15 protein-coding genes and 1 tRNA gene are annotated in these 20,358 nt (G+C 66.0%); 7 read left to right on the forward strand and 9 right to left on the reverse strand.

Annotation, left to right across the window (positions count from 1 at the left end):
• Positions 1–15 precede the first annotated feature (15 nt).
• The 6 genes from rho to argS all read right to left on the reverse strand — a co-directional run bounded on the left by rho (position 16) and on the right by argS (position 9,070).
• Positions 16–2,190, reverse strand: a complete 2,175-nt coding sequence (rho, locus tag BLS52_RS05865; protein ID WP_090585094.1) for a transcription termination factor Rho — start codon at positions 2,188–2,190, stop codon at positions 16–18.
• Positions 2,191–2,526: 336 nt separating this feature from the next.
• A complete protein-coding gene (thrB, locus tag BLS52_RS05870; protein ID WP_026545886.1) occupies positions 2,527–3,501 on the reverse strand; it encodes a homoserine kinase in 975 nt (324 codons plus the stop codon).
• Positions 3,494–4,624: a threonine synthase gene (thrC, locus tag BLS52_RS05875; protein WP_026545887.1), complete on the reverse strand. Its 1,131-nt coding sequence runs from the start codon at positions 4,622–4,624 to the stop codon at positions 3,494–3,496. The genes thrB and thrC overlap by 8 nt, the downstream gene beginning before the upstream one ends.
• The gene (locus tag BLS52_RS05880; protein ID WP_035779434.1) at positions 4,624–5,958 is read right to left on the reverse strand and encodes a homoserine dehydrogenase; all 1,335 of its coding nucleotides are present in this window, start codon (positions 5,956–5,958) and stop codon (positions 4,624–4,626) included. Before BLS52_RS05880 ends, thrC begins: the two co-directional genes overlap by 1 nt.
• An 8-nt stretch (positions 5,959–5,966) precedes the next feature.
• On the reverse strand, positions 5,967–7,427 hold the full coding sequence (lysA, locus tag BLS52_RS05885; protein ID WP_051470830.1) for a diaminopimelate decarboxylase: 1,461 nt from the start codon (positions 7,425–7,427) through the stop codon (positions 5,967–5,969).
• A gap of 2 nt (positions 7,428–7,429) precedes the next feature.
• Entirely contained in the window at positions 7,430–9,070 is a 1,641-nt protein-coding gene (gene argS / locus BLS52_RS05890; protein ID WP_026545889.1) for an arginine--tRNA ligase, read from the reverse strand.
• A gap of 158 nt (positions 9,071–9,228) precedes the next feature.
• Between argS and BLS52_RS05895 the strand changes: the two genes are divergently transcribed.
• The 4 genes from BLS52_RS05895 (at position 9,229) to BLS52_RS05910 (ending at position 12,267) form a co-directional block, all read left to right on the forward strand.
• Positions 9,229–9,705, forward strand: coding sequence for an FMN-binding protein (locus BLS52_RS05895; RefSeq protein ID WP_245702709.1), 477 nt, complete (start codon positions 9,229–9,231; stop codon positions 9,703–9,705).
• Positions 9,702–10,574 (forward strand): FAD:protein FMN transferase, encoded by an 873-nt coding sequence (locus BLS52_RS05900; protein WP_026545891.1) that lies wholly within the window; start codon positions 9,702–9,704, stop codon positions 10,572–10,574. Before BLS52_RS05895 ends, BLS52_RS05900 begins: the two co-directional genes overlap by 4 nt.
• On the forward strand, positions 10,575–12,092 hold the full coding sequence (locus tag BLS52_RS05905) for a ferredoxin--NADP reductase (protein ID WP_090585096.1): 1,518 nt from the start codon (positions 10,575–10,577) through the stop codon (positions 12,090–12,092). It abuts the gene before it with no gap.
• Between the two features lie 99 nt (positions 12,093–12,191).
• Positions 12,192–12,267: transfer RNA gene (locus BLS52_RS05910), tRNA-Arg, on the forward strand.
• A gap of 42 nt (positions 12,268–12,309) precedes the next feature.
• On the opposite strand, the gene BLS52_RS05915 is transcribed toward BLS52_RS05910, so the two are convergent.
• A complete protein-coding gene (locus BLS52_RS05915; RefSeq protein ID WP_090585098.1) occupies positions 12,310–12,879 on the reverse strand; it encodes a DinB family protein in 570 nt (189 codons plus the stop codon).
• An 84-nt stretch (positions 12,880–12,963) separates the two neighbouring features.
• Between BLS52_RS05915 and BLS52_RS05920 the strand changes: the two genes are divergently transcribed.
• The 3 genes from BLS52_RS05920 (at position 12,964) to hrpA (ending at position 18,791) form a co-directional block, all read left to right on the forward strand.
• The gene (locus BLS52_RS05920) at positions 12,964–13,968 is read left to right on the forward strand and encodes a helix-turn-helix transcriptional regulator (RefSeq protein ID WP_090585101.1); all 1,005 of its coding nucleotides are present in this window, start codon (positions 12,964–12,966) and stop codon (positions 13,966–13,968) included.
• A 74-nt stretch (positions 13,969–14,042) separates the two neighbouring features.
• Positions 14,043–14,687: a DNA alkylation repair protein gene (locus BLS52_RS05925; RefSeq protein ID WP_173400925.1), complete on the forward strand. Its 645-nt coding sequence runs from the start codon at positions 14,043–14,045 to the stop codon at positions 14,685–14,687.
• Between the two features lie 162 nt (positions 14,688–14,849).
• Complete coding sequence (gene hrpA / locus BLS52_RS05930) at positions 14,850–18,791, forward strand: ATP-dependent RNA helicase HrpA (RefSeq protein ID WP_090585103.1); 3,942 nt, start codon at positions 14,850–14,852, stop codon at positions 18,789–18,791.
• Positions 18,792–18,872: 81 nt separating this feature from the next.
• Here hrpA and BLS52_RS05935 read toward each other — a convergent pair whose 3' ends face one another.
• Both BLS52_RS05935 and BLS52_RS05940 read right to left on the reverse strand, forming a co-directional pair.
• Complete coding sequence (locus tag BLS52_RS05935) at positions 18,873–19,298, reverse strand: HIT family protein (protein ID WP_090585105.1); 426 nt, start codon at positions 19,296–19,298, stop codon at positions 18,873–18,875.
• Positions 19,295–20,356 carry an NAD(P)-dependent alcohol dehydrogenase gene (locus BLS52_RS05940; RefSeq protein WP_090585107.1) on the reverse strand — a complete coding sequence of 354 codons (1,062 nt, stop codon included), beginning with the start codon at positions 20,354–20,356 and terminating at the stop codon, positions 19,295–19,297. Before BLS52_RS05940 ends, BLS52_RS05935 begins: the two co-directional genes overlap by 4 nt.
• Positions 20,357–20,358 lie beyond the last annotated feature (2 nt).

A 20,358-nucleotide genomic window follows, 5' to 3' on the forward strand; every position in this document is an offset into this window, starting at 1 on the left:
CGAACGGCTACTTAGCTAATCGTTGTCGCTCTTCGATCCCAGTGTGGTCTTTTGGACCTGCATGAGGAACTCGACGTTGGACTGCGTCTCCCGGATCTTGTTGGTGAGCAGCTCAAGTGCCTGCTGCTGCTCAAGCCCGGACAGGACCCGGCGGAGCTTCCACATGATCTTGACCTCGTCCGCAGAGAGAAGGTTCTCCTCACGGCGGGTACCCGATGCGTTGACATCCACGGCGGGGAAGATGCGCTTGTCCGCAAGGTTGCGGGACAGGCGCAGCTCCATGTTGCCGGTGCCCTTGAACTCCTCGAAGATCACCTCGTCCATCTTTGAACCGGTCTCGACCAGCGCGGTAGCGAGAATGGTCAGCGAGCCGCCGTTCTCGATGTTGCGCGCTGCTCCGAAGAAGCGCTTCGGCGGGTACAGCGCAGCCGAGTCGACACCACCGGAGAGGATGCGGCCCGACGCCGGAGCGGCAAGGTTGTAGGCACGTCCGAGGCGGGTCATCGAGTCCAGAAGTACGACGACGTCCATTCCCATCTCGACGAGACGCTTGGCACGCTCGATCGAGAGTTCGGCAACGGTGGTGTGGTCATCCGCCGGCCGGTCGAAGGTTGAGGCGATGACCTCTCCCTTGACGGTGCGCTGCATGTCGGTGACTTCCTCGGGACGTTCGTCGACGAGGACCATCATGAGGTGCACTTCGGGGTTGTTGACCGTGATGGCGTTGGCGATCGCCTGCAGGATCAGGGTCTTGCCGGCCTTCGGCGGCGAAACGATCAGGCCGCGCTGGCCCTTGCCGATCGGCGCCACGAGGTCAATGACGCGGGGCCCGATCTTCCTGGGCTCGGTTTCCAGGCGAAGCCGCTCGGAGGGGTACAGCGGAACGAGCTTCGCGAAGTCGACGCGGTCCTTCAGTTCCTCCGGGGTCTTGCCGTTGATCGAGGTCAGGCGTACCAGCGCATTGAACTTCTGGCGGGTGCTGCCCTGGTTCTCCCCGTCACGCGGTGCACGGATGGCACCGACCACGGCGTCGCCCTTGCGCAGGCCGTACTTCTTGACCTGTGCCAGCGAGACGTAGACGTCATTGGCTCCCGGGAGGTACCCGGAAGTGCGCACGAATGCGTAGTTCTCGAGGACGTCCAGGATGCCGGCTACGGGCAGGAGGACGTCATCTTCGGTGACCTCGACGTCGTCGACGTCGGGGTTCTGGTTGCGGCCCCGACGGCGCTCGTTGCGGTCGCGGAAGCGGCTGTTGCGGTCGTCCTCGCGGTTGTTGCGGTTGCGGTTGCGCCGGTTACGGCCGCTGCCGTCGTCGCGGTTATCCCGGTCGCCGCGGTTATCCCGGTCGCCGCGGTTATCCCGGTCGCCACGGTTGTCGCGGTCGCCACGGTTGTCGCGGTCGCTACGGTTGTCCCGGTCGCCACGGTTGTCGCGGTCGCCCCGGTTGTCGCGGTCGCCACGGGCGTCGTCGTTGGATCGGCGCTCGTTGCGGTCGCGGTTGCGGTCCCGGCGGTCGTTCCGGCGCTCTGACTGGCCTTCGCCCTGGGTGTCTGCTCCATCTGTGTCCCCGCCCTGCGGAGCACCGGCGTCGGTGCCGTCGGCTTCAGGAGCAGGCGCACTCTGGGTTTCCGAATCCGAGCGGCGTCCACCACGGCGGCCGTCGCGGCTGCGGCGTCCGCGTTCGGTTCCGGCTTCCTCGGAGACAGTGTTCTCCTGGGCTGCGCTGCCCTCCGTGTCAGCAGTGGAAGCTGCGGCGGGTTCCGTGGAGGCGCTCTCCGGAGCGGCCTGTTCCGTCTTCACGACGCCGTCGCTTCCGGCACGCCGGTTCCGGTTGCGCGTGCGGGTGGGCCTCTCGGCAGGCTCCGCAGCCTGCTCCTGCTCCGTGGCACCGGCGGAGTCGGATGCGGATGCGGAAGCGTTGCGGCCCCTGGCAGGCGCAGCCTGCTCCTGGGCCGGTGCGGATGCGGTGGGGCGGTCTGCTACTGCCGAGCCGCGCTGGTGGTCCGAGATCGCGGCCACCAGGTCGCCCTTGCGCATACGGGAGCCCACGGAAATGCCGAGCTGACCGGCAAGCGCCTGCAGCTGGGCGAGCTTCAGTCCGGCAAGTCCGGAACTCTTGGAAGCTGGTGCGCCGTTCGTCTCGGCGGCTTGGCTATCCACGCCTGTCGGCAGGTCAGTGGTTTGAGTCACGAAGGATTCCTTCCCCCTCGTCGGGCGATCCATCTCTGATGTGGATCGCGGTTTGGTTTGCCCGCCGCCAAGTCGGAAGAGTTGGAAGCTAAGGTTTCGGTGCTGACCGGATGCTCTCCGGTGTGGCCGAGCGTGCTGGAGACCTCTAACCCGGTGCGTACCAGTCACACGCGAGAACGTGCTGTATGCATCAGGTTCTGGGAGGTACACCTGAGATTGAGCCACTGCTGACACACAGGCAGTTTCACGACGGTCACAGAACATGACGGCCAGATCAACAGAAGCACATCTGAATACGGAATTGCCTCATAATCTGGAAGTGACTACCGAGAGCTATTACCGTTGGTGCACCTTCACTTTAGCACCTTCTGTGTCAACGTTCAGCCGAAGAACACGCCAGTCAATGCCGTCGTCCGTGCTGCCGACGATGCGCTCCGCCGCCGAAATCACTGCAGCGGCCTGTTCCTCCCCTACCGCGAGGGTCATCACGGTAGGGCCTGCGCCCGAGATCACCGCAGCGAAGCCCTCTGCACGCAGCGCCCGCATCAGCGAGGCGCTGTTCAGCATGGCCTGTGCACGGTAGTCCTGATGCAGCAGGTCCCGGGTTCCGTCGAGGAGGAACTCCGGCGCCGACTGCATGGCATGGACCAGCAGTGCCGCACGTCCGGCATTGGCCGAAGCACTGTTGTGGGGCACCGAGGCCGGCAGCAGCGCACGCGCTGCCTCAGTGGACAGCTCACTCGCCGGAATCGCGACGACCGGCACTATGTCCGGGTGCACCGGAATAACCGTGCTCTGGTAGGCACGGCCGGTTTCCCAGGACACCGCCAGCGACCCGAGCAGCGCCGGAGCCACATTGTCCGGGTGACCCTCAAGAGTTGAGCACAGCTGCAGTACCCCCCGGGCATCCATGCGCGCCGGATCCGGAAGGAGCGCGTTGGCAGCCAGTACGGAGGACACGATCGCCGCGGCCGATGATCCGAGGCCGCGGCCGTGCGGAATAACGTTGCGCGTTTCGATCTCAAGGCCGGGACTGGCGTAGCCCGCGCGCTCAAGAGTTCCGAGGATCGTCGCCGCAACAAGGTGCGTTTCATCGCGGGGCAGGGAGGCTTCACCCTCACCGGTGACCTTCACCGTCGTCGTGCCGGTGTCGGTGGTGCGGACCAGCACGGAATCGTACAGCGTCACCGCCAGCCCAAGGCTGTCAAAGCCCGGGCCGAGGTTTGCGCTGGTTGCCGGCACTTCCACAGCCACTTCCTGCCCGGAAGCCACCACTGCCGCTGCTGTCATGGCCGGCGCTCCGCTAGGCATCGGCCGGCTGGTCCACGTGCGAGTCGGCCAGGCCCAGCGCACCTGCAACGCTGACGACGTCGAACTCCACCTTGGTGGGTTCCACATCCGATCCATCGGCCGCCTTAAGCGCCCACTGGGGGTCCTTGAGTCCGTGGCCGGTCACCGTGATGACGATGGTCTTGCCCTCCGGCACATCCCCGGCAGCGTGCTTCTTGAGCAGCCCGGCCACACCGGCCGCCGAGGCGGGTTCCACGAAGACACCCTCGCGGGCGGAAAGCCAACGGTGTGCCTCGAGGATCTCCTCGTCGGTGACGGCCTCAATCAGCCCGCCGGACTCGTCGCGGGCCGCAATTGCCTGGTCCCAGGAGGCAGGATTGCCGATCCGGATGGCCGTGGCGATGGTGTCCGGTTCCGTGACCGGGTAACCCTTCACCAGCGGCGATGCACCCTCAGCCTGGAAACCCCACATGGTGGGGGTCTTGGTGGAGACCGCCGGCAGCTCGCCGGCCGTCGCTGAGGTGTAGGGCTGGGAATACTCCTTGTAGCCCTTCCAGTACGCCGTGATGTTGCCTGCGTTGCCCACCGGCAACAGATGGTAGTCAGGGGCATCACCGAGGAAGTCGACAACTTCGAACGCGGCCGTCTTCTGCCCTTCGATCCGCGCCGGGTTCACCGAGTTCACGAGGAACACCGGGTAGGACTCGGCCAGCTTGCGGGCAACCTCGAGGCAGTTGTCGAAATTACCGTGCACCTGCAGCAGCTCGGCACCGTGCGCAATGGCCTGGCTGAGCTTGCCCATGGCGATCTTGCCGTCCGGCACCAGCACGGCACAGGTCAGGCCGGCCTGGGTTGCATAGGCCGCAGCGGAGGCCGAGGTGTTCCCGGTGGACGCGCACACCACGGCCTTCGCCCCCGCTTCGACTGCCGCGGTGATCGCCATGGTCATGCCGCGGTCCTTGAATGAGCCCGTCGGGTTCATTCCCTCGACCTTCAGGTACACGCTGCAGCCGGTGAGTTCCGACAGTGCCGGCGCATGCACCAGCGGGGTTCCGCCCTCGCCCAGGGTGATCACCCGGGTGGACTCTGTGACAGGCAACCGGTCAGCGTATTCGCGGATAACTCCGCGCCATTGGTGTGCCATCAGATTCCCTCTACTCGGAGGACAGAGGTCACCGCGTTGATGACGTCGAGGTCCTGGATATGTTTCACGGTGGCGGCAAGTGACGATTCGGCCGCCCTGTGCGTCACGATGCGCAGCTCGGCACTGGCTTCGCCGCCGTCCTTTGCCGGGTGAATGGTCTGCCGCATGGTTTCAATGGAGACTCCGTGCTCGGCGAAGAGGTGCGCAATTTTCGCGAGTACGCCGGGCTGGTCCGCCACATCAAGTCCGATGTAGTAGCTGGTGTTGACCATGTCGATGCTCAACGCAGGCACGTGCCCGGTGGTGGTTTCGGTGCGGCCGGGACCGCCCAGCACCATGCGGCGGGCGGCGCTCACCACGTCGCCCAGGACGGCGGAGGCGGTCGGTGTTCCACCGGCTCCCTGGCCGTAGAACATAAGTTCGCCCGCGTTCTCCGCTTCGACGAACACAGCGTTGAAGGCACCGCGCACCGCTGCAAGGGGGTGATCCCGCGGCAGGAGGGTGGGGTGCACGCGGACGCTGACGCCGTCGTCGCCCGCTTCATCCTTCAGCAGCTCAGCGATCGCAAGGAGCTTGATGACGTAGCCGGCGTCCTTCGCCGAGGCGATGTCCTCGGCGGTCACCGAGGTGATGCCCTGGCAATGCACGTTTTCCAGCGCAAAGCGGGTGTGGAAGGACAGGGAGGCAAGGATGGCGGCCTTCGAGGCGGCGTCGTATCCCTCGATGTCCGCGGTCGGATCGGCCTCGGCGTAACCGAGCCGCTGCGCGTCGGCGAGGGCATCGGCAAACTGTGCGCCGGTGGTGTCCATCTGGTCGAGGATGTAGTTCGTGGTTCCGTTGACAATCCCGAGGACACGGGTGATGCGGTCGCCCGAGAGGCTGTCGCGGATGGGACGCAGGATGGGGATGGCGCCGGCCACCGCAGCTTCATAGGACAGCTGGACGTGGGCGGCATCCGCACGTTCGTAGAGGGTGGGTCCGTCCTGTGCCAGGAGCGCCTTGTTGCCGCTGACAACGCTGGCGCCGTGGTCGATGGCGCGCAGGATCAGGGTCCGGGCCGGTTCAATGCCGCCCATCAGCTCGATGACGATGTCCGCGCCCTCAACCAGTGATTCCGCGTCGGTGGTGAACAGCTCCCGGGGCAGCTCGGCTTCGCGGGGCGCGTCGACCGAGCGCACCGCGATCCCGGTGAGCTCCAGACGGGCGCCGATACGGGCGGCCAGGTTGTCCGCGTCCTCCAGGAGGATCCGCGCGACCTGGGAACCGACATTTCCGCAACCCAGCAGGGCAACACGCAGTGTGGGCTGGGGCTCGGTGGTGTGGGGGGCATTCATCAAATCGATCAGGCTCCTGCTTCCAGAGTTGCTCGGTCGTTGTTCTCCCCGCGCAGAACGTCGCGCGCCAGGAGGTCTTCTTCGGTCTCGCCGCGCACAATCAGGCGCGCTTGCCCGTCCTTGACCGCGACGACGGGCGGACGGGTGAGGTAGTTGTAATTGCTGGCCAGTGACCAGCAGTAGGCGCCGGTCCCGGGGACGGCGATGAGGTCGCCGTTGGTGGTGTCGCCGGGCAGATATACGCTGCGCACCACGATATCGCCGCTTTCGCAGTGCTTGCCCACCACCCTCGAGAGCACGGGCTCGCCGACCGAGGTGCGCGAGGCGAGCACCGCCGAGTAGTCCGCGTCATACAGCACCGGACGCGCGTTGTCGCTCATGCCGCCGTCCACGGAAACATAGCGGCGGGGGTGGGAGGCGCCGTCCAGATCCACCTGCACCGTTTTGGTGGTGCCGGCGGTGTACAGCGTGAAGGTGCTCGGTCCAACGATGGCGCGGCCGGGTTCGATTGAGATCCGCGGCGCCCGGAGCCCGTGCTCGGCGCAGGCGTTTCCGACGACGGCGGCCAGCGCCTCTGCGATGACCGCCGGCGGGCGCGGCGCGTCCGCTTCCGTGTAGGCGATGCCGTAGCCGCCCCCGAGATCGAGTTCCTCCAGTGCGACGCCGTGGCGGTCCCGGACCTCCGCCAGGAACCCGAGGAGCCGGCGCGCCGCTTCCTCGAATCCTGCGGATTCGAAAATCTGCGAACCGATGTGGCTGTGAACCCCCAGCAGCCTGATGCACGGGTGCGCCAGCGCAGCGGCGACGGCCTGTCCGGCCGGTGAATCCTCACCGGACGACGACGGCGCGAGCGACAGCCCGAACTTCTGGTCCTCATGCGCTGTGGCGATGAATTCGTGCGTGTGCGCGTGCACGCCGGGCGTCAGCCGGAGCATGACGTTGGCGGTTGCGCCGCGTGCCTGGGCCAGCGCTCCGACGCGCTGGAGCTCATCGAGGCTGTCGACCACAATGCGGCCCACCTCGAGGTCGAGCGCGCGGTTCAACTCGGCGTCGGACTTGTTGTTGCCGTGGAGCGCGAGTTGGCGCCCCTTCAGCCCCGCACGGACCGCGACGGCGAGCTCCCCGCCGGAAGACGTGTCAAGGCGAAGGCCCTCCTCCGCCACCCAGTGCGCCACTTCCGAACAGAGGAATGACTTGCCCGCGTAATACACGTCCACTCCCCCGCACAGATCACGGAAGGCGGCATTGAAGGCGTCCCGGAAACCCCGCGCACGGGCACGGAAATCATTCTCGGAGACCACGTAGACGGGCGTGCCGAACCGCTCGGCGAGCTCCGTCACAGGCACACCGTCCACGGACAGCACGCCGCTGGAGGACCTGCTGACGGGCGAGGCCCAGAGGGCGGGGTTGAGCGTGTTGGCGTCCTCCGGGTAGGACAGCCACCCGGGAGCGAGGGGCGAGGCGGGCATCGCTACATCCGTTCCGGCGCGGACACGCCAAGCAGGTCCAGTCCATTGGCGAGGACCTGGGTCACCGCGTCATTGAGCCACAGCCGCGTGCGGTTGGTGTCGGTGACCGGTTCATCGCCCAGGGGTGTGACCCGGCAGGCGTCGTACCAGCGGTGGTAGGCGCCGGCGATGACCTCGAGGTGGCGCGCAACACGGTGGGGTTCACGGAACTTCGCCGCCTGCGCAACAACGGCCGGGTAGGAACCGAGGTGGGCCAGCAGTTCCTCATCCGCGGCCTGGTCCAGTGCGCCGGCGTCGAACGCGGACCGGTCAACACCTGCTGCTGCGGCATTCCGCGCCACTGCGCAGGTCCTGGCATGCGCGTACTGAACGTAGAACACCGGGTTCTCATTGGTGTTCTTCTTCAACAGTTCCGGGTCCAGGGACATGGCGGAATCTGCCGGGGACCGGCCGAGCGAATAGCGCAGGGCATCCGCGCCAAGCCAGTCCAGCAGGTCACGGAGCTCGATGATATTGCCGGCACGCTTGGACAGGCGGGCGCCGTTGACCGAGACCATCTGACCGATCAGCACCTCGATGTTGGCGTCCATGTCATCACCGGCGCAGGCGGCAATGGCCTTGAGCCGGCCGATGTACCCGTGATGATCAGCGCCCAGCAGGTAGATCTTCTCCGGAAAGCCACGGTCCTTCTTGGACAGGTAGTACGCGGCATCCGAAGCAAAGTAGGTCGGCTCACCGTTCGCGCGGATCAGGACGCGGTCCTTGTCATCACCGAAGTCCGTGGTGCGCAGCCAGACCGCACCGCCGTCGTCGTACACGTGCCCCTGTTCGCGCAACCGGTCCACAGCCTGCTCCACGGCACCGGCGGCGTGCAGGCCCTCCTCCGAGAAGTAGACGTCGAAATGGACGCCGAAGGCCGCGAGCGTTTCCTTGATGTCATCCATCTGCGCCCGGTAGGCGATGCTGCGGACCACCGGGAGCGCGTCCTCATCGGGGAGGTCGGCGGCGTCCGGACGTTCGGCAAGCACGGTGCGGCCGAGGTCGGCGATGTATTCTCCGGGGTAGCCGCCCTCCGGTGTGGGCCTGCCCTTGATGGAGGCCAGCACGGAAGCGGCGAAGTTGTTCATCTGGGTACCGGCATCGTTGATGTAGTACTCCTTGGTGACCTCGGCTCCGCTTGCGGAGAGTACCCGCGCAATGGAGTCACCGACTGCGGCCCACCGCGTGTGCGCCAGGTGCAGGGGTCCGGTGGGATTCGCGGACACGAACTCCATGTTGATGACATGGCCCGCCAGCGCGGCGTTGGTGCCGTAGGTGCGTCCTGCCTCCACGATGCTGCGCGCCAGCTCACCGGCCGCTGCGGCGTCGAGGCGGATGTTGAGGAAGCCCGGACCGGCGATGTCCACCGCGGAAACGCCCTCGATTCCCTCCAGCCGCGATTTCAGGATTCCGGCGAACTCCCTGGGGTTCATGCCCGCCTTCTTCGAGAGCTGGAGGGCGATGTTCGTGGCCCAGTCACCGTGGTCGCGGCTCTTGGGCCGCTCAACCCGCACCTCAGAGGGCAGCTCCACGTCGATTTCGCCGGCAGCGACGGCGTCTTTCAGGCATGAGGAGATTGAGGAGGAGAGTTCTTCGGGAGTCACCCATCCAGCATAACGGCGCGGGTCTAATCCCCCGGATTCTGTGACGGACGCCTTATCAGGGCCGGTCCTGGGCCCCGCCCATCCGGCAGGCCCCACCGAACCGAATCCACGGTATTAGCGTTAGTACCGGAGCAGGCCCACCCACCCAAGGAGATCTCGTGACCCACGCCGTGAAGAAACCCCACCAGCGCTGGGCACTGACCGGGCTTGCAGCGCTCTCGCTCCTGGGTTCAGCTGCCTGCGCCGCCAGCCCCACGCCGTCGCCCGGTGCAGGAGGAGGTGCCGGAGGAGATGCGGCCAACGCAGCCGAGCCCACGTCCGGCGCCGGCGGGGAAGCCGGTTACACCGACGGGATGTTCTCGGCCACGGGCTCCTACCAGACGCCCGGCGGCGAGGAATCGATCGGGGTGACGGTCACGCTTGAATCCGGCATCGTCAGCGACGTGCAGACCGAGCCGATGCCGAGCAACGGAACCACCGAGCTCTACCAGGGCAAGTTCAGCAGCGGGATCCGGGAGCAGATTGTCGGGACTCCCCTTGATGACCTCAGCGTGGACAAGGTGTCCGGATCCTCACTGACCAGCGGCGGCTTCAGGACCGCGATTGAGCAGATCAAGACCGAAGCCGCACAGTGAGCCCGGCGGGCTGGTCCGGACAGTTCAGTTTCGACGCCATCGGCACGAGCTGGCGGATCGACACCCCCGGGGAACTTCCGCCGGAAATCCGCGATGACGTTGAGGACGTGATCCGGGATTACGACGCCGTTTACTCCCGGTTCCGGTCCGATTCACGGATCGCGGTACTCGCTTCCGGCGGCGGGGAAGTGAACCTGCCGCCATCCGGTGAAGCGCTCGGGACGCTCTACCGGACCCTCCACCGCCTCACCCGCGGCGGAATGTCTCCGCTGGTTGGCGGTCCGCTGGAACACCTGGGGTACGACGCCGGCTACTCCTTCACACCGCAGGGTCCGCCGATGCCGGCGGCTGCCTGGGACGAATCCTTCCAGTGGCTGGGGACGACCATCCGGTCCCGGCGGCCGGTCACCCTTGATGTGGGCGCCGCAGGCAAGGGACAGCTTGTCGACCTCGTGTCGGAGTACCTCCACCGGGCCGGCCACCCGCACCACACCGTTGATGCCGGCGGGGACATGCGGCACTGTGGGCCGGACACCCTGCGGATAGCGCTCGAACACCCCTATGCTCCGGATACGGCCATCGGCGTGGTTGACCTGCGCGACCGGGCGCTGTGCGCCTCCGCGTCCAACAGGCGCCGGTGGGCCGACGGCCTGCACCATGTCCTGGATGCGACGACCGGGCACTGCGTCGATACAGTGGTTGCTACCTGGGTACTGGCCGACGACGCGCTCGTCGCCGACGCGCTGGCCACGGCCCTTTTCCTTGCCCCGCCCGAGGTTCTGCTGACCGAGTTCGACTTCGACTATGTCCGCATCTCCTCGGAGGGTCAGGCACTCTATTCATCATCATTGGCAGGAGCGCTGTTCTAGATGGCCGACCGGCTGAACCCGCTGACCAGGCTGGACACGCTGCTGGGGCGCGTCACGATGTACCGGCTGGTGCTGGTGCTGCTTCTGGTGCTCACCGCGTACGCGTTCGTCCTGTCCCTGCTGGGCCTGCTGGCATTCAGTCCGGCGGAGCTGGGAGCAACGCTGGCAACTGCCGTTGTCACCTCGTGGGGCGGCACCCGGGTGATGGCGATGATGTTCCGCACCCGTCCGCACACTGAATCCTCGTTCATCACCGGGCTGCTGCTCTTTTTCGTGATGTTTCCCTCCGACGATGCAGCTGGGGTCGGCGGGATTGCGCTGGCGGGTCTGGCTGCGGCTGCTTCCAAGTATCTTGTTGCCGTCCATGGCCGCCATATCTTCAATCCCGCCGCGTTCGGGGCGGTGGCCGTGACGCTGCTGGGACTCGGTGCAGCAGCCTGGTGGGCGGCAAACCCCGCCATGCTGCCAGTTGTACTGCTCTGCACGCTCGTGATCCTGTACCGGACCCGGAAGCTCCCCATGGGGGCCGTCTTCCTTGGCCTGGCCGTCGGGATCCTGGTGGTCCGGCTGGCAGCCGGCGGCACCGACCCGGCCGCCGCGCTGCAACTGGTCCTGGTGTCCTACCCGTTGGTGTTCCTCCTCGGCTTCATGCTGACCGAGCCCCTGACGCTGCCTCCCCGGCGCTGGCAGCAGCTGCTGGTTGCCGCCGTCGTCGCCGTTGTTCTGGCACTGCAGCCCTCTATCGGTCCAGTATTCCTCGGACCGGAGTTTGCGCTCCTGATCGGGAACGCGGTTGCGTTCACCATGGGACAGCGGCGGCGTATCCGCCTCCGCTACACCGGTTTACGCCGGCCGACCCCCACCAGCGTGGAGGTCTCCTTCGCTCCCGAGAAACCGGTGCGCTTCAGGCCGGGCCAGTACATGGAACTCACGCTCCCCCACGCCCGCCCGGACGGCCGCGGGGTCCGCCGGATTTTCAGCATCAGCTCTCCGTCCCGGGACGGTCAGATCCGCTTTTGTCTGCGACTGTCCGACCCGCCGAGCTCCTTCAAGGCCGCGCTGCTTGACCTGCGTCCCGGATCCTCCGTCGATGCGACCACGGTCGCAGGCGACTTTGTACTGCCGGCCGATCCCTCGGTACCGCTGCTGCTGTTCGCCGGCGGTATCGGAGTGACCCCGTTCCTCAGCCAGTTGAGGTCCCCCGAGGTTATGGATCAGGGCCGCGACACAGTTCTTGTCTACGTCGTCAGGGCGCCGGCCGAACTTGGCTATACCGACGAACTCGCGCAGTTCCGGGTGATCCTTTTCTGCCCGGGCGACCCGGGTCCGCTACCGGAGCGCTGGACACATGGCGGCACTCAGTTCCCGACTGCCGCTGAGCTGCGCTCCCTCATACCGGACGTGGCGGAGCGGCGTCCCTACGTTTCCGGCTCGCCGACACACCTCTCCCGCGCCGCATCCGTCATCCGCGAAGCGGGCGGAAAGTCGATCCGGACCGATGCATTCCTGGGGTACTAACGCTTTTCCGGGCGCCGCCGGCAGCGTTTCGTTCAGCCAACTTTTCCCTGCTAAGCTTCATAAGTCCCTTTCGGTCACTGATATTTATCAGTGGGCCGTGCCCTCGTAGCTCAGGGGATAGAGCGTCTGCCTCCGGAGCAGAAGGTCGTAGGTTCGAATCCTATCGAGGGCACCATTCCTGTTTTGGCCGCCTGTTGTCACTTCCGGCCCTCTCCTCTCACAGCGTCCCGCCGTGCACATAGCGGTGCGCCCACAGATCCCGCAACAGGGCCACCTCGGCCAGGTGATGGATCATTTCCCGGTTGATGTGCTGGACCAGCGCCGCCATGGGAGCCTCAGCGAACGGTCCCTCTGCCGGTCCCACCGGCTGCCCCAGTTCCTCCAGGGAAAGCCTGGACACCGCACCCGACCAGTCCGCGTACATGCCGTCGAGCTGCTCAAGGGCTTCCCGGGCGCTCGCCGGATACTCATACGTTTCATAGCTGACCACGGGACCGCCGAAGTGCGAAGCCAGCCGGCCACCCAGCACACCGACGAGAATATGGCCGAGCCGCCACGCGATGGTGGTCACCGGAGCGGGATCGGGTTCCGGAATGGCGAAATCGATGGTGTAGTCTCCCTGGCCCACCTGGATCGCCGCCGCACCGGTCCCACGCGGCCGGATATTCCAGCTGCCGGGGACCGGTTCCCAGAAGTACTCCCCGTCCGTCAGTCCTTCCAGCCGTGGGCGTGCCTGGTTCTCCCAGTGCCACTGGAGCTGATCGGTCAGTTCCCTGCGAATGTCCATGGTTCCTCCTCCTGCGCGGGTACAGGAAAAGCGTAGGAAAGCTTGAGGACAACAACTGTCCGCATTGCTGGGTACCGTGGTGCCATGTTGGAAACTTCAGCACGGCTGCTCCAGCTGCTCTCCCTGCTGCAGCTTCGGCGCGAGTGGACGGGAGCTGCCCTCGCCGCACGGATGTCCGTCACTGAGCGCACCGTCCGCAGGGATATCGGCAAACTCCGCACCCTCGGCTACCCCATCCATGCCTCCCCCGGAATCGCCGGCGGCTATCAGCTGGGGGCCGGAGCCCAGCTGCCGCCGCTGCTCCTCGATGATGAGGAGGCACTCGCCGTCGCCATCGGCCTGAGCGCCGTCACAGCCAGCCCCGTATCGGGCCTCGGAGAAGCGTCCGTGCGCGCCCTCACGAAGCTGGAACAGGTTCTCCCCGGCAGACTGCGTCCGAAGTTCTCCGGGCTGCGCTCCGCCGTAACCCGGATGGCCGCTGTGAGCACCCCGGTGGATCCGGAAGTCCTCACCGCCCTCTCGGCCGCCATCACTGATCGGCGGGTAGTGGTGTTCAGGTATCTGCGCCATGACGGGGAATCCTCCCGCCGCGTCGTCGAACCGGTACGGCTGGTGGACACCGGGCGCCGCTGGTATCTGGTGGCCTGGGACGTTGACAGACAGGACTGGCGCACCTTCCGTGTGGACCGCTGCCTCAGCGTACCCGCACCGCGCGAAAGGTTCTCCGGACGCCCGCTGCCGGCTGACGACCTCGCGGCCTACGTGCAGAGGTCCATCACCCGCTCCCCCTACAGGCACGACATCCTCGTGCGGGTCGCCGCACCCGTGGCCGACATCGCCCAGCTGGTCCCGCCGAACGTCGCAGAAATCGAGGACGACGACGGCGCTACCCTCATGCGCTTCGGCGCTGACTCCCTGGACTGGCCGCTGATGCACGTAGTGGCGCTGGGGTTCGACTTCGAGATCCTCGAGCCGCCGGGGCTCCGGGAACATGCCGTCGCGGCCGCCGGACGCCTGATGCGGGCCGCGGGTTCCGCGATTCCTGGCGCAGGACCGGCCGCAGGTGCCGCATCCGCCGGTCCGTCGTAGGCTGAACCAGCAAGGGAAGACAGGAGAAGCACGTGGCCGGACCAGCACAGACACAGACCACCGTTGCCGAGGTGATGGACGAGTTGTCCGCGCTCGAAGACCCGAGAATGCGCGAGGTCAATGCCAGGCACGGCGACGACCACGGCGTGAATCTCTCGCGGCTGCGCGCGCTCGCCAAGCGGCTGAAGACCCAGCAGGACCTGGCGCAGCAACTGTGGACAACCGGTGACACGGCAGCGAGGCTCCTGGCCATCCTGATCTGCCGCCCCGGGTCCTTCGGACGGGACGAGCTTGACACCATGCTTCGCTCAGCACGTGCACCCAAGATCCAGGACTGGCTCATCAACTACGTGGTACGGAAGAACCCGCACACCGAGGAACTGCGCGTCCTCTGGTCTGCAGATGCCGACCCGGTGGTCGCAGGCGCGGGCTGGGCACTGACGGCCGACCGCGTGGCAAAACACGCTGAGGGCCTGGACCTCGCCGGACTGCTGGACATCATCGAAGCAGAAATGAAGGACGCACCGGAACGGCTGCAGTGGGCGATGAACACCTGCCTGGCCCAGATCGGAATTCACCACCCGGAACACCGTGAGCGCGCGCTCCGGATCGGCGAACGCCTTGGGGTGCTGAGGGACTATCCGACCTCCCCGGGCTGCACATCGCCCTTTGCCCCGGCATGGATCAATGAAATGGTGCGGCGGCAGGACGCCGGTTAGGACCGGTTGTCCACCGCCCCTTGACCCGGCACGGTTCACTGAAACAGTGCGACGGCAGGACGCCGGTGAGCACCGGTTGCCGCTCTCACAGCCGGTGATGGGCGCCGGCGAACACCGGTGAGCGGCTGCCCGCCACCGCGCCGAGTAAACTTGGAATCAATCATGTCACTGACAATTTCCTACCCTGCCCAGCTCCCAGTCTCTGAACGCCGGGCGGACATCATGGCAGCTATCGCAGCCAACCAGGTCACCATCATCGCGGGCGAAACCGGCTCGGGGAAAACCACCCAGATCCCCAAAATGTGCCTGGAGCTCGGCCTTGGCCGGTCAGGGATGATCGGCCATACCCAGCCCCGCCGCCTGGCAGCCCGCACGGTCGCCGAGCGGATCGCCGAGGAACTGGACGTGAAGCTCGGCGAAGAGGTCGGATACCAGGTCCGGTTCACCGGGGAGGTGGGCCGGAGCACGCGCATCAAGCTCATGACGGACGGTATCCTGCTCGCCGAAATCCAGCATGACAAGCAGCTGTTGAAGTACAGCACCATCATCATCGATGAGGCACATGAGCGCAGCCTCAACATTGACTTCATCCTCGGGTACCTGAAGCGCATCCTCCCGAAGCGGCCGGACCTGAAACTGATCATCACCTCCGCCACCATTGACCCCGAGCGCTTCGCGAACCACTTCGCTGCCGATGAAGCCGCGCCGGTCAAGAAGCCCGCACCCATCATCGAGGTCTCGGGGCGGACCTACCCCGTCGAGATCCGCTACCGTCCGCTCAGCCAGCCTGCGGGCGACACCGAATCGGACAGCGACGATGAACTCGAGGAAGACCGGGACCCGCTGGATGCGGTGTGCGATGCCGTCGATGAACTGGCAGGCGAGCCACCCGGGGACATCCTGGTGTTCTTCTCCGGTGAACGCGAGATCCGCGACGCCGCCGATGCCCTCCGCGCACGCGTCCAGGTGAATCCGCGGCTTCGCGGTACCGAGATTCTCCCGCTCTTCGCCCGGCTGTCACTGCAGGAACAGCACCGGGTGTTCAGGCCGGGCGGGTCAGCACGGCGAATCGTCCTGGCGACAAACGTCGCTGAAACGTCGCTGACCGTCCCCGGAATCAAGTACGTCATTGACACGGGAACCGCCCGCATTTCCCGCTACTCGCACCGTACCAAGGTGCAGCGGCTGCCGATCGAACGGGTGTCGCAGGCATCAGCGAACCAGCGGTCGGGCCGTTGCGGCCGCGTGTCCAACGGCATCGTCATCCGCCTGTATTCCGAGGAGGATTACGAGTCCCGGCGCCCCTTCACGGATCCGGAGATACTGCGGACCAACCTCGCAGCTGTCATCCTGCAGATGACGGCGATGGGCGTGACCCGTGGTCCGAAGGACGTCGCCGCCTTCCCCTTTGTCGAACCGCCGGATTCGAAGGCAATCAACGACGGCGTCACCCTCCTCCGTGAGCTGGGTGCCCTCACCGCTGACGGCAGCATTTCCCCGGTGGGCCGGCAGCTTGCCCAGCTTCCGGTGGATCCGCGGCTCGGCCGCATGATTGTGGAAGCCGGTCGCCGTGGCTGCGCCAGGGAAGTGATGGTGCTAGCCGCGGCGCTCACCATCCAGGATCCTCGGGAACGTCCCCAGCCTGACCAGACGGCGAAGCTCCAGGCTGCCACCGAGAAGCACCGAAGGTTCACTGATGAAAAGTCCGACTTCACCGCCTACCTGAACCTCTGGCGGTATCTGCAGGAACAGCAGAAGGCTCTGTCTTCGACGCAGTTCCGCAAGCTGTGCCGGAATGAGTTCATCAATTACCTGCGTGTGCGCGAGTGGCAGGACCTCTTCACCCAGCTGCGCCAGCTGGCCAAACCCCTCAACATCACCCTTTCTCCGGGGGAGGTTGACCCGGTAGCGCAGCACGACGCCGTCCATATCAGCATGCTGTCCGGTCTGCTCAGCCACATCGGCCTGTATGACCAGCGCAAGCGCGAGTATGCCGGCGCGCGCGGAACCCGATTTGCCATCTTCCCCGGCAGCGCGCTCTTCAAGAAGAACCCGGATTGGGTGATGGCGGCCGAGCTCGTGGAAACCTCACGGCTGTGGGCACGGGTTGTCGCCACCTTCGATCCGCTGTGGGCAGAGGACGTTGCTCCGGACCTCGTGAAGCGCAGCTACAGCGAGCCGCATTGGTCCCGCAAGATGGGCTCCGTCATGGCCTATGAGAAGGTCACCCTCTACGGAGTGCCGATCGTGCCCCAGCGGCGAATCAACTACGGTCGCATTGACCGGGAACTGGCGCGTGAGCTCTTCATCCGGCACGCCCTCGTTGAGGGTGACTGGCGAACGCATCACAAATTCTTTTCGCGCAACAAGGCGCGGATCGCGGAGATCGAAGAGCTGGAAAACCGGATGCGCCGCCGCGACCTCATGGTCGACGACGACACCCTGTTCGCGTTCTACGACGCGCGGGTGGGAGCCGAGGTGGTGTCCGAACGGCATTTCGACAAGTGGTGGAAGCAGGCCCGCCAGGAGAACCCCGGGCTGCTCGACTTCAATCCTGAAGAACTGCTCAGCCGGGATGCCGATCTCGACGAGCAGGCCTTCCCGAAGACCTGGCATCAACAGGGGTTCGAGCTGCCGCTCAGCTACGAGTTTTCTCCCAACGTTCCCGGGGCTTCGGACGGGGTGACGGTGCAGGTGCCGATCCTGTTCCTGAACAAGCTTGAACCGGCACCGTTCCAGTGGCAGATTCCCGGCCTGCGCATTGAACTGGTGACGGCGCTGATCAAGTCGTTGCCGAAGCAGGTCCGCAAGAACTTCATTCCGGCACCGGACGTCGCCCGGGCAGCCGTCGATTCCCTCCACGCGGACTTCGACCCTGCCCGCGACGAACTCGAACCCTCGCTGGAGCTGGCCCTGCGCCGGCTGAGAGGCTCCATCATCCCGCCGGGTTCCTGGAACCGGGACGCCCTCCCGCCTCACCTGCTGATGAGCTTCCAAATTGTCGACGCGAACGGGCGCGTCCTGGACGAGGACAAGGATCTGTCTGCGCTGAAGGACCGGCTTGCCCCGCAGACGCGCCGCGCAATCGCCGAGTCCCTGGGCGCCACACCGGCTTCGATTCAGCGGACCGGCGCTGAAGAGCGGCGCAAGCAACAGTCTCCACCGCCGTCGTCGTCATCGGTTGAGCAGTCGTCGGTCCAGTCGTCGTCATCGGCACCGGAGAGTCCTGGCATCACGGAGATCAGCGGCGCAACCGCGTGGAACTTCGGCACGGTGCCGCAGGAAGTGTCCCGCATCGTCGGCGGCCACCGGGTGACCGGTTATCCCGCTCTGGTCGATGAGGGGAAGTCCGTCGGCCTCCGGGTCTTCCCGAACCCGGACGAGCAGTCCGCCGCGATGCGCGCCGGCGTCATCAGGCTGCTCGCCCTGCGGGTGCCGAGCCCGGCACGCTACGTCCTGGAGCATCTGAGCAACGCGGAAAAGCTGACCTTCACGCAGAACCCGCACGGCAGTGTCAGTGCATTGATCGAGGATTGTTCCATCGCGGCGATCGACAGGCTCACGCCGGAGGGTCTGCCGTGGACGGCCGGAGAGTTCGACGCCCTGTATGAGAACGTCCGCGCGGAACTCATCGACACCGTGTTCGCGGTGACGGCAATCGTCGAAAAGATCCTCGCCAGTGCGCGCAGGATCGAAAAGCAGCTCAGGGGAACCACCAGCCTGGCCCTCATTACGGCGCTGAATGACGTGAAGAGCCAGCTTGAGCAGCTCGTCTTTCCGGGATTTGTTGCCCGGACCGGTTACGCCCAGCTCGCCCACCTGCCGCGGTATCTCGCCGGCATCGAGAAACGGCTGGAAAAGCTGGCCGGCAACGTCCAGCGCGACGCAATCAACACCGCGACCGTCCAGCGTCTCGAAGACGAGTACGACGACGCCCTGGCCGCCGTTGCGCCCAACGGACGGACAGTGCCGCCGGCCCTGGCCCGTGTCCGCTGGATGCTGGAGGAACTGCGGATCAGCCTGTTCGCGCAGGAACTGGGAACGGCCTACTCAGTGTCGGAAAAACGCATCCGGGCCGCGCTCGGGGAAGCCCTCGCCGCCTGAGGACCGGCAAGTTTCGGGCAGTTCCGGCGGGGTGCGCACCTGGCAACCCGCCAGAGCTGCGCAACAGTTCAGTGGATCAGGTCAGTCGGGAACGTAGGCCGCGTGGCCGGCATCCCGCAGCGCACGCCGGAGCCGGTCCGCATTCTCGTCGAGCTTTGCCGGCTCGGGGTTGTGGTCCACCTTGTGCACGTCGAAATCGGCTGCGCTCTGTGTCGGCCAGATGTGGACGTGCACATGCGGAATTTCGTAGCCCTCCATCAGCACTCCGATGCGCCGGGCGCTGAACTCCTTCTCCTGCACCCGGGCGATTCTCTGCGCCACGGCCATGACCTTGCCGAGGAGATCCGGGTCCAGGTCCACCCAGTGGGCCACCTCGCGGCGCGGCACCACCATGACGTGACCGTCGGTGATGGGGGCGATGGTCAGGAACGCCGTGACGTCGTCGTCCTTCCAGACAAAGCGGCCGGGAATCTCCCCCTCGATGATCTTCGTGAACAGTGTGCTCATGAATCCTCCTTCAGTGATCCGGCGTCGAGGACAAACCGGTACAACACATCACCGGCAACCATGCGGTCGTAGGCCGTGTTGAGCTGGTCGGCGGTCACCAGTTCGATGTCGGATGCGACACCGTGCTCGGCACAGAAATCGAGCATCTGCTGCGTTTCCGCGATGCCGCCGATGAGGGATCCGGCATAGGTGCGCCGCTTCCGGACCAGCAGCGCGGGGTCCACTGCAGGCATCGGATCGGCGGGCAGCCCCAGCTGGAACAGGGCTCCGTCCAGCCGCAGGGTGCGGAGCAGTTCGTTGAGGTCATGCGGGGCCGCCACCGTATCGAGGATCACGTCCAGTGTGTTGGCAGCATCGGCCATGGCGTCCGCATCCCGCGAGACCACCACGTGGTCGGCTCCCAGCTCCCGCGCAGCGTCCACCTTGCCGGGGGACGTGGTGAACACTGTCACTTCAGCACCCATCGCCCTGGCGATCTTCACGGCCACATGCCCCAGACCGCCCAGTCCAACGACGCCGACAGCATCACCCTTCTCCACACCAAAATGGTTCAGCGGGGAGAAGGTGGTGATCCCGGCACAGAGCAGGGGCGCGGCGGCGGCCGGATCCAGGCCCGCCGGTATCCGAAGGACGTACCCCTCATTGACCACAATGGACGTCGAGTAACCGCCCTGGGTGATCTCGCCGTCGCGCCTGCGGTCAGGCGTTCCGTAGGTGGCGGTCATCCCGCGTTCGCAGTACTGCTCCAGACCGTCGGCGCAGCTCTCACACTCACGGCAGGAGTCCACCATGCAACCGACCCCCACCCGGTCCCCGACCGCAAAGGAGGTGACGGACTCCCCTACCCGGGTGACCCGGCCGACAATCTCATGGCCGGGCACCAACGGGTAGCGGGCAGCCCCCCACTCACTCCTGGCCGCATGCACATCCGAGTGGCACAATCCGCAGAATTCGACGGCGATTTCGACGTCGTCATGTTCCGGCTCCCGGCGTTCAACGGTGGTGCGTCCGAGTCCGCTGGACGGCGAAGTCGCCGCGTAGGCATAGGCAGTGGTCATAG

It is taken from the genome of Arthrobacter subterraneus, from assembly GCF_900099735.1.
In the GTDB taxonomy this organism is placed as follows: domain Bacteria; phylum Actinomycetota; class Actinomycetes; order Actinomycetales; family Micrococcaceae; genus Arthrobacter_D; species Arthrobacter_D subterraneus.

Bases quoted from the DNA above. Each gene is read 5' to 3' on its own strand.
- BLS52_RS05925 (WP_173400925.1), top strand. From the start codon at position 14,043: ATGGACGAGTTGTCCGCGCTCGAAGACCCGAGAATGCGCGAGGTCAAT.
- thrB (WP_026545886.1), bottom strand. From the start codon at position 3,501: ATGCCTAGCGGAGCGCCGGCCATGACAGCAGCGGCAGTGGTGGCTTCC.
- hrpA (WP_090585103.1), top strand. From the start codon at position 14,850: ATGTCACTGACAATTTCCTACCCTGCCCAGCTCCCAGTCTCTGAACGC.
- BLS52_RS05940 (WP_090585107.1), bottom strand. From the start codon at position 20,356: ATGACCACTGCCTATGCCTACGCGGCGACTTCGCCGTCCAGCGGACTC.
- BLS52_RS05905 (WP_090585096.1), top strand. From the start codon at position 10,575: ATGGCCGACCGGCTGAACCCGCTGACCAGGCTGGACACGCTGCTGGGG.
- BLS52_RS05915 (WP_090585098.1), bottom strand. From the start codon at position 12,879: ATGGACATTCGCAGGGAACTGACCGATCAGCTCCAGTGGCACTGGGAG.
- thrC (WP_026545887.1), bottom strand. From the start codon at position 4,624: ATGGCACACCAATGGCGCGGAGTTATCCGCGAATACGCTGACCGGTTG.
- BLS52_RS05935 (WP_090585105.1), bottom strand. From the start codon at position 19,298: ATGAGCACACTGTTCACGAAGATCATCGAGGGGGAGATTCCCGGCCGC.
- lysA (WP_051470830.1), bottom strand. From the start codon at position 7,427: ATGCCCGCCTCGCCCCTCGCTCCCGGGTGGCTGTCCTACCCGGAGGAC.
- BLS52_RS05920 (WP_090585101.1), top strand. From the start codon at position 12,964: ATGTTGGAAACTTCAGCACGGCTGCTCCAGCTGCTCTCCCTGCTGCAG.
- BLS52_RS05880 (WP_035779434.1), bottom strand. From the start codon at position 5,958: ATGAATGCCCCCCACACCACCGAGCCCCAGCCCACACTGCGTGTTGCC.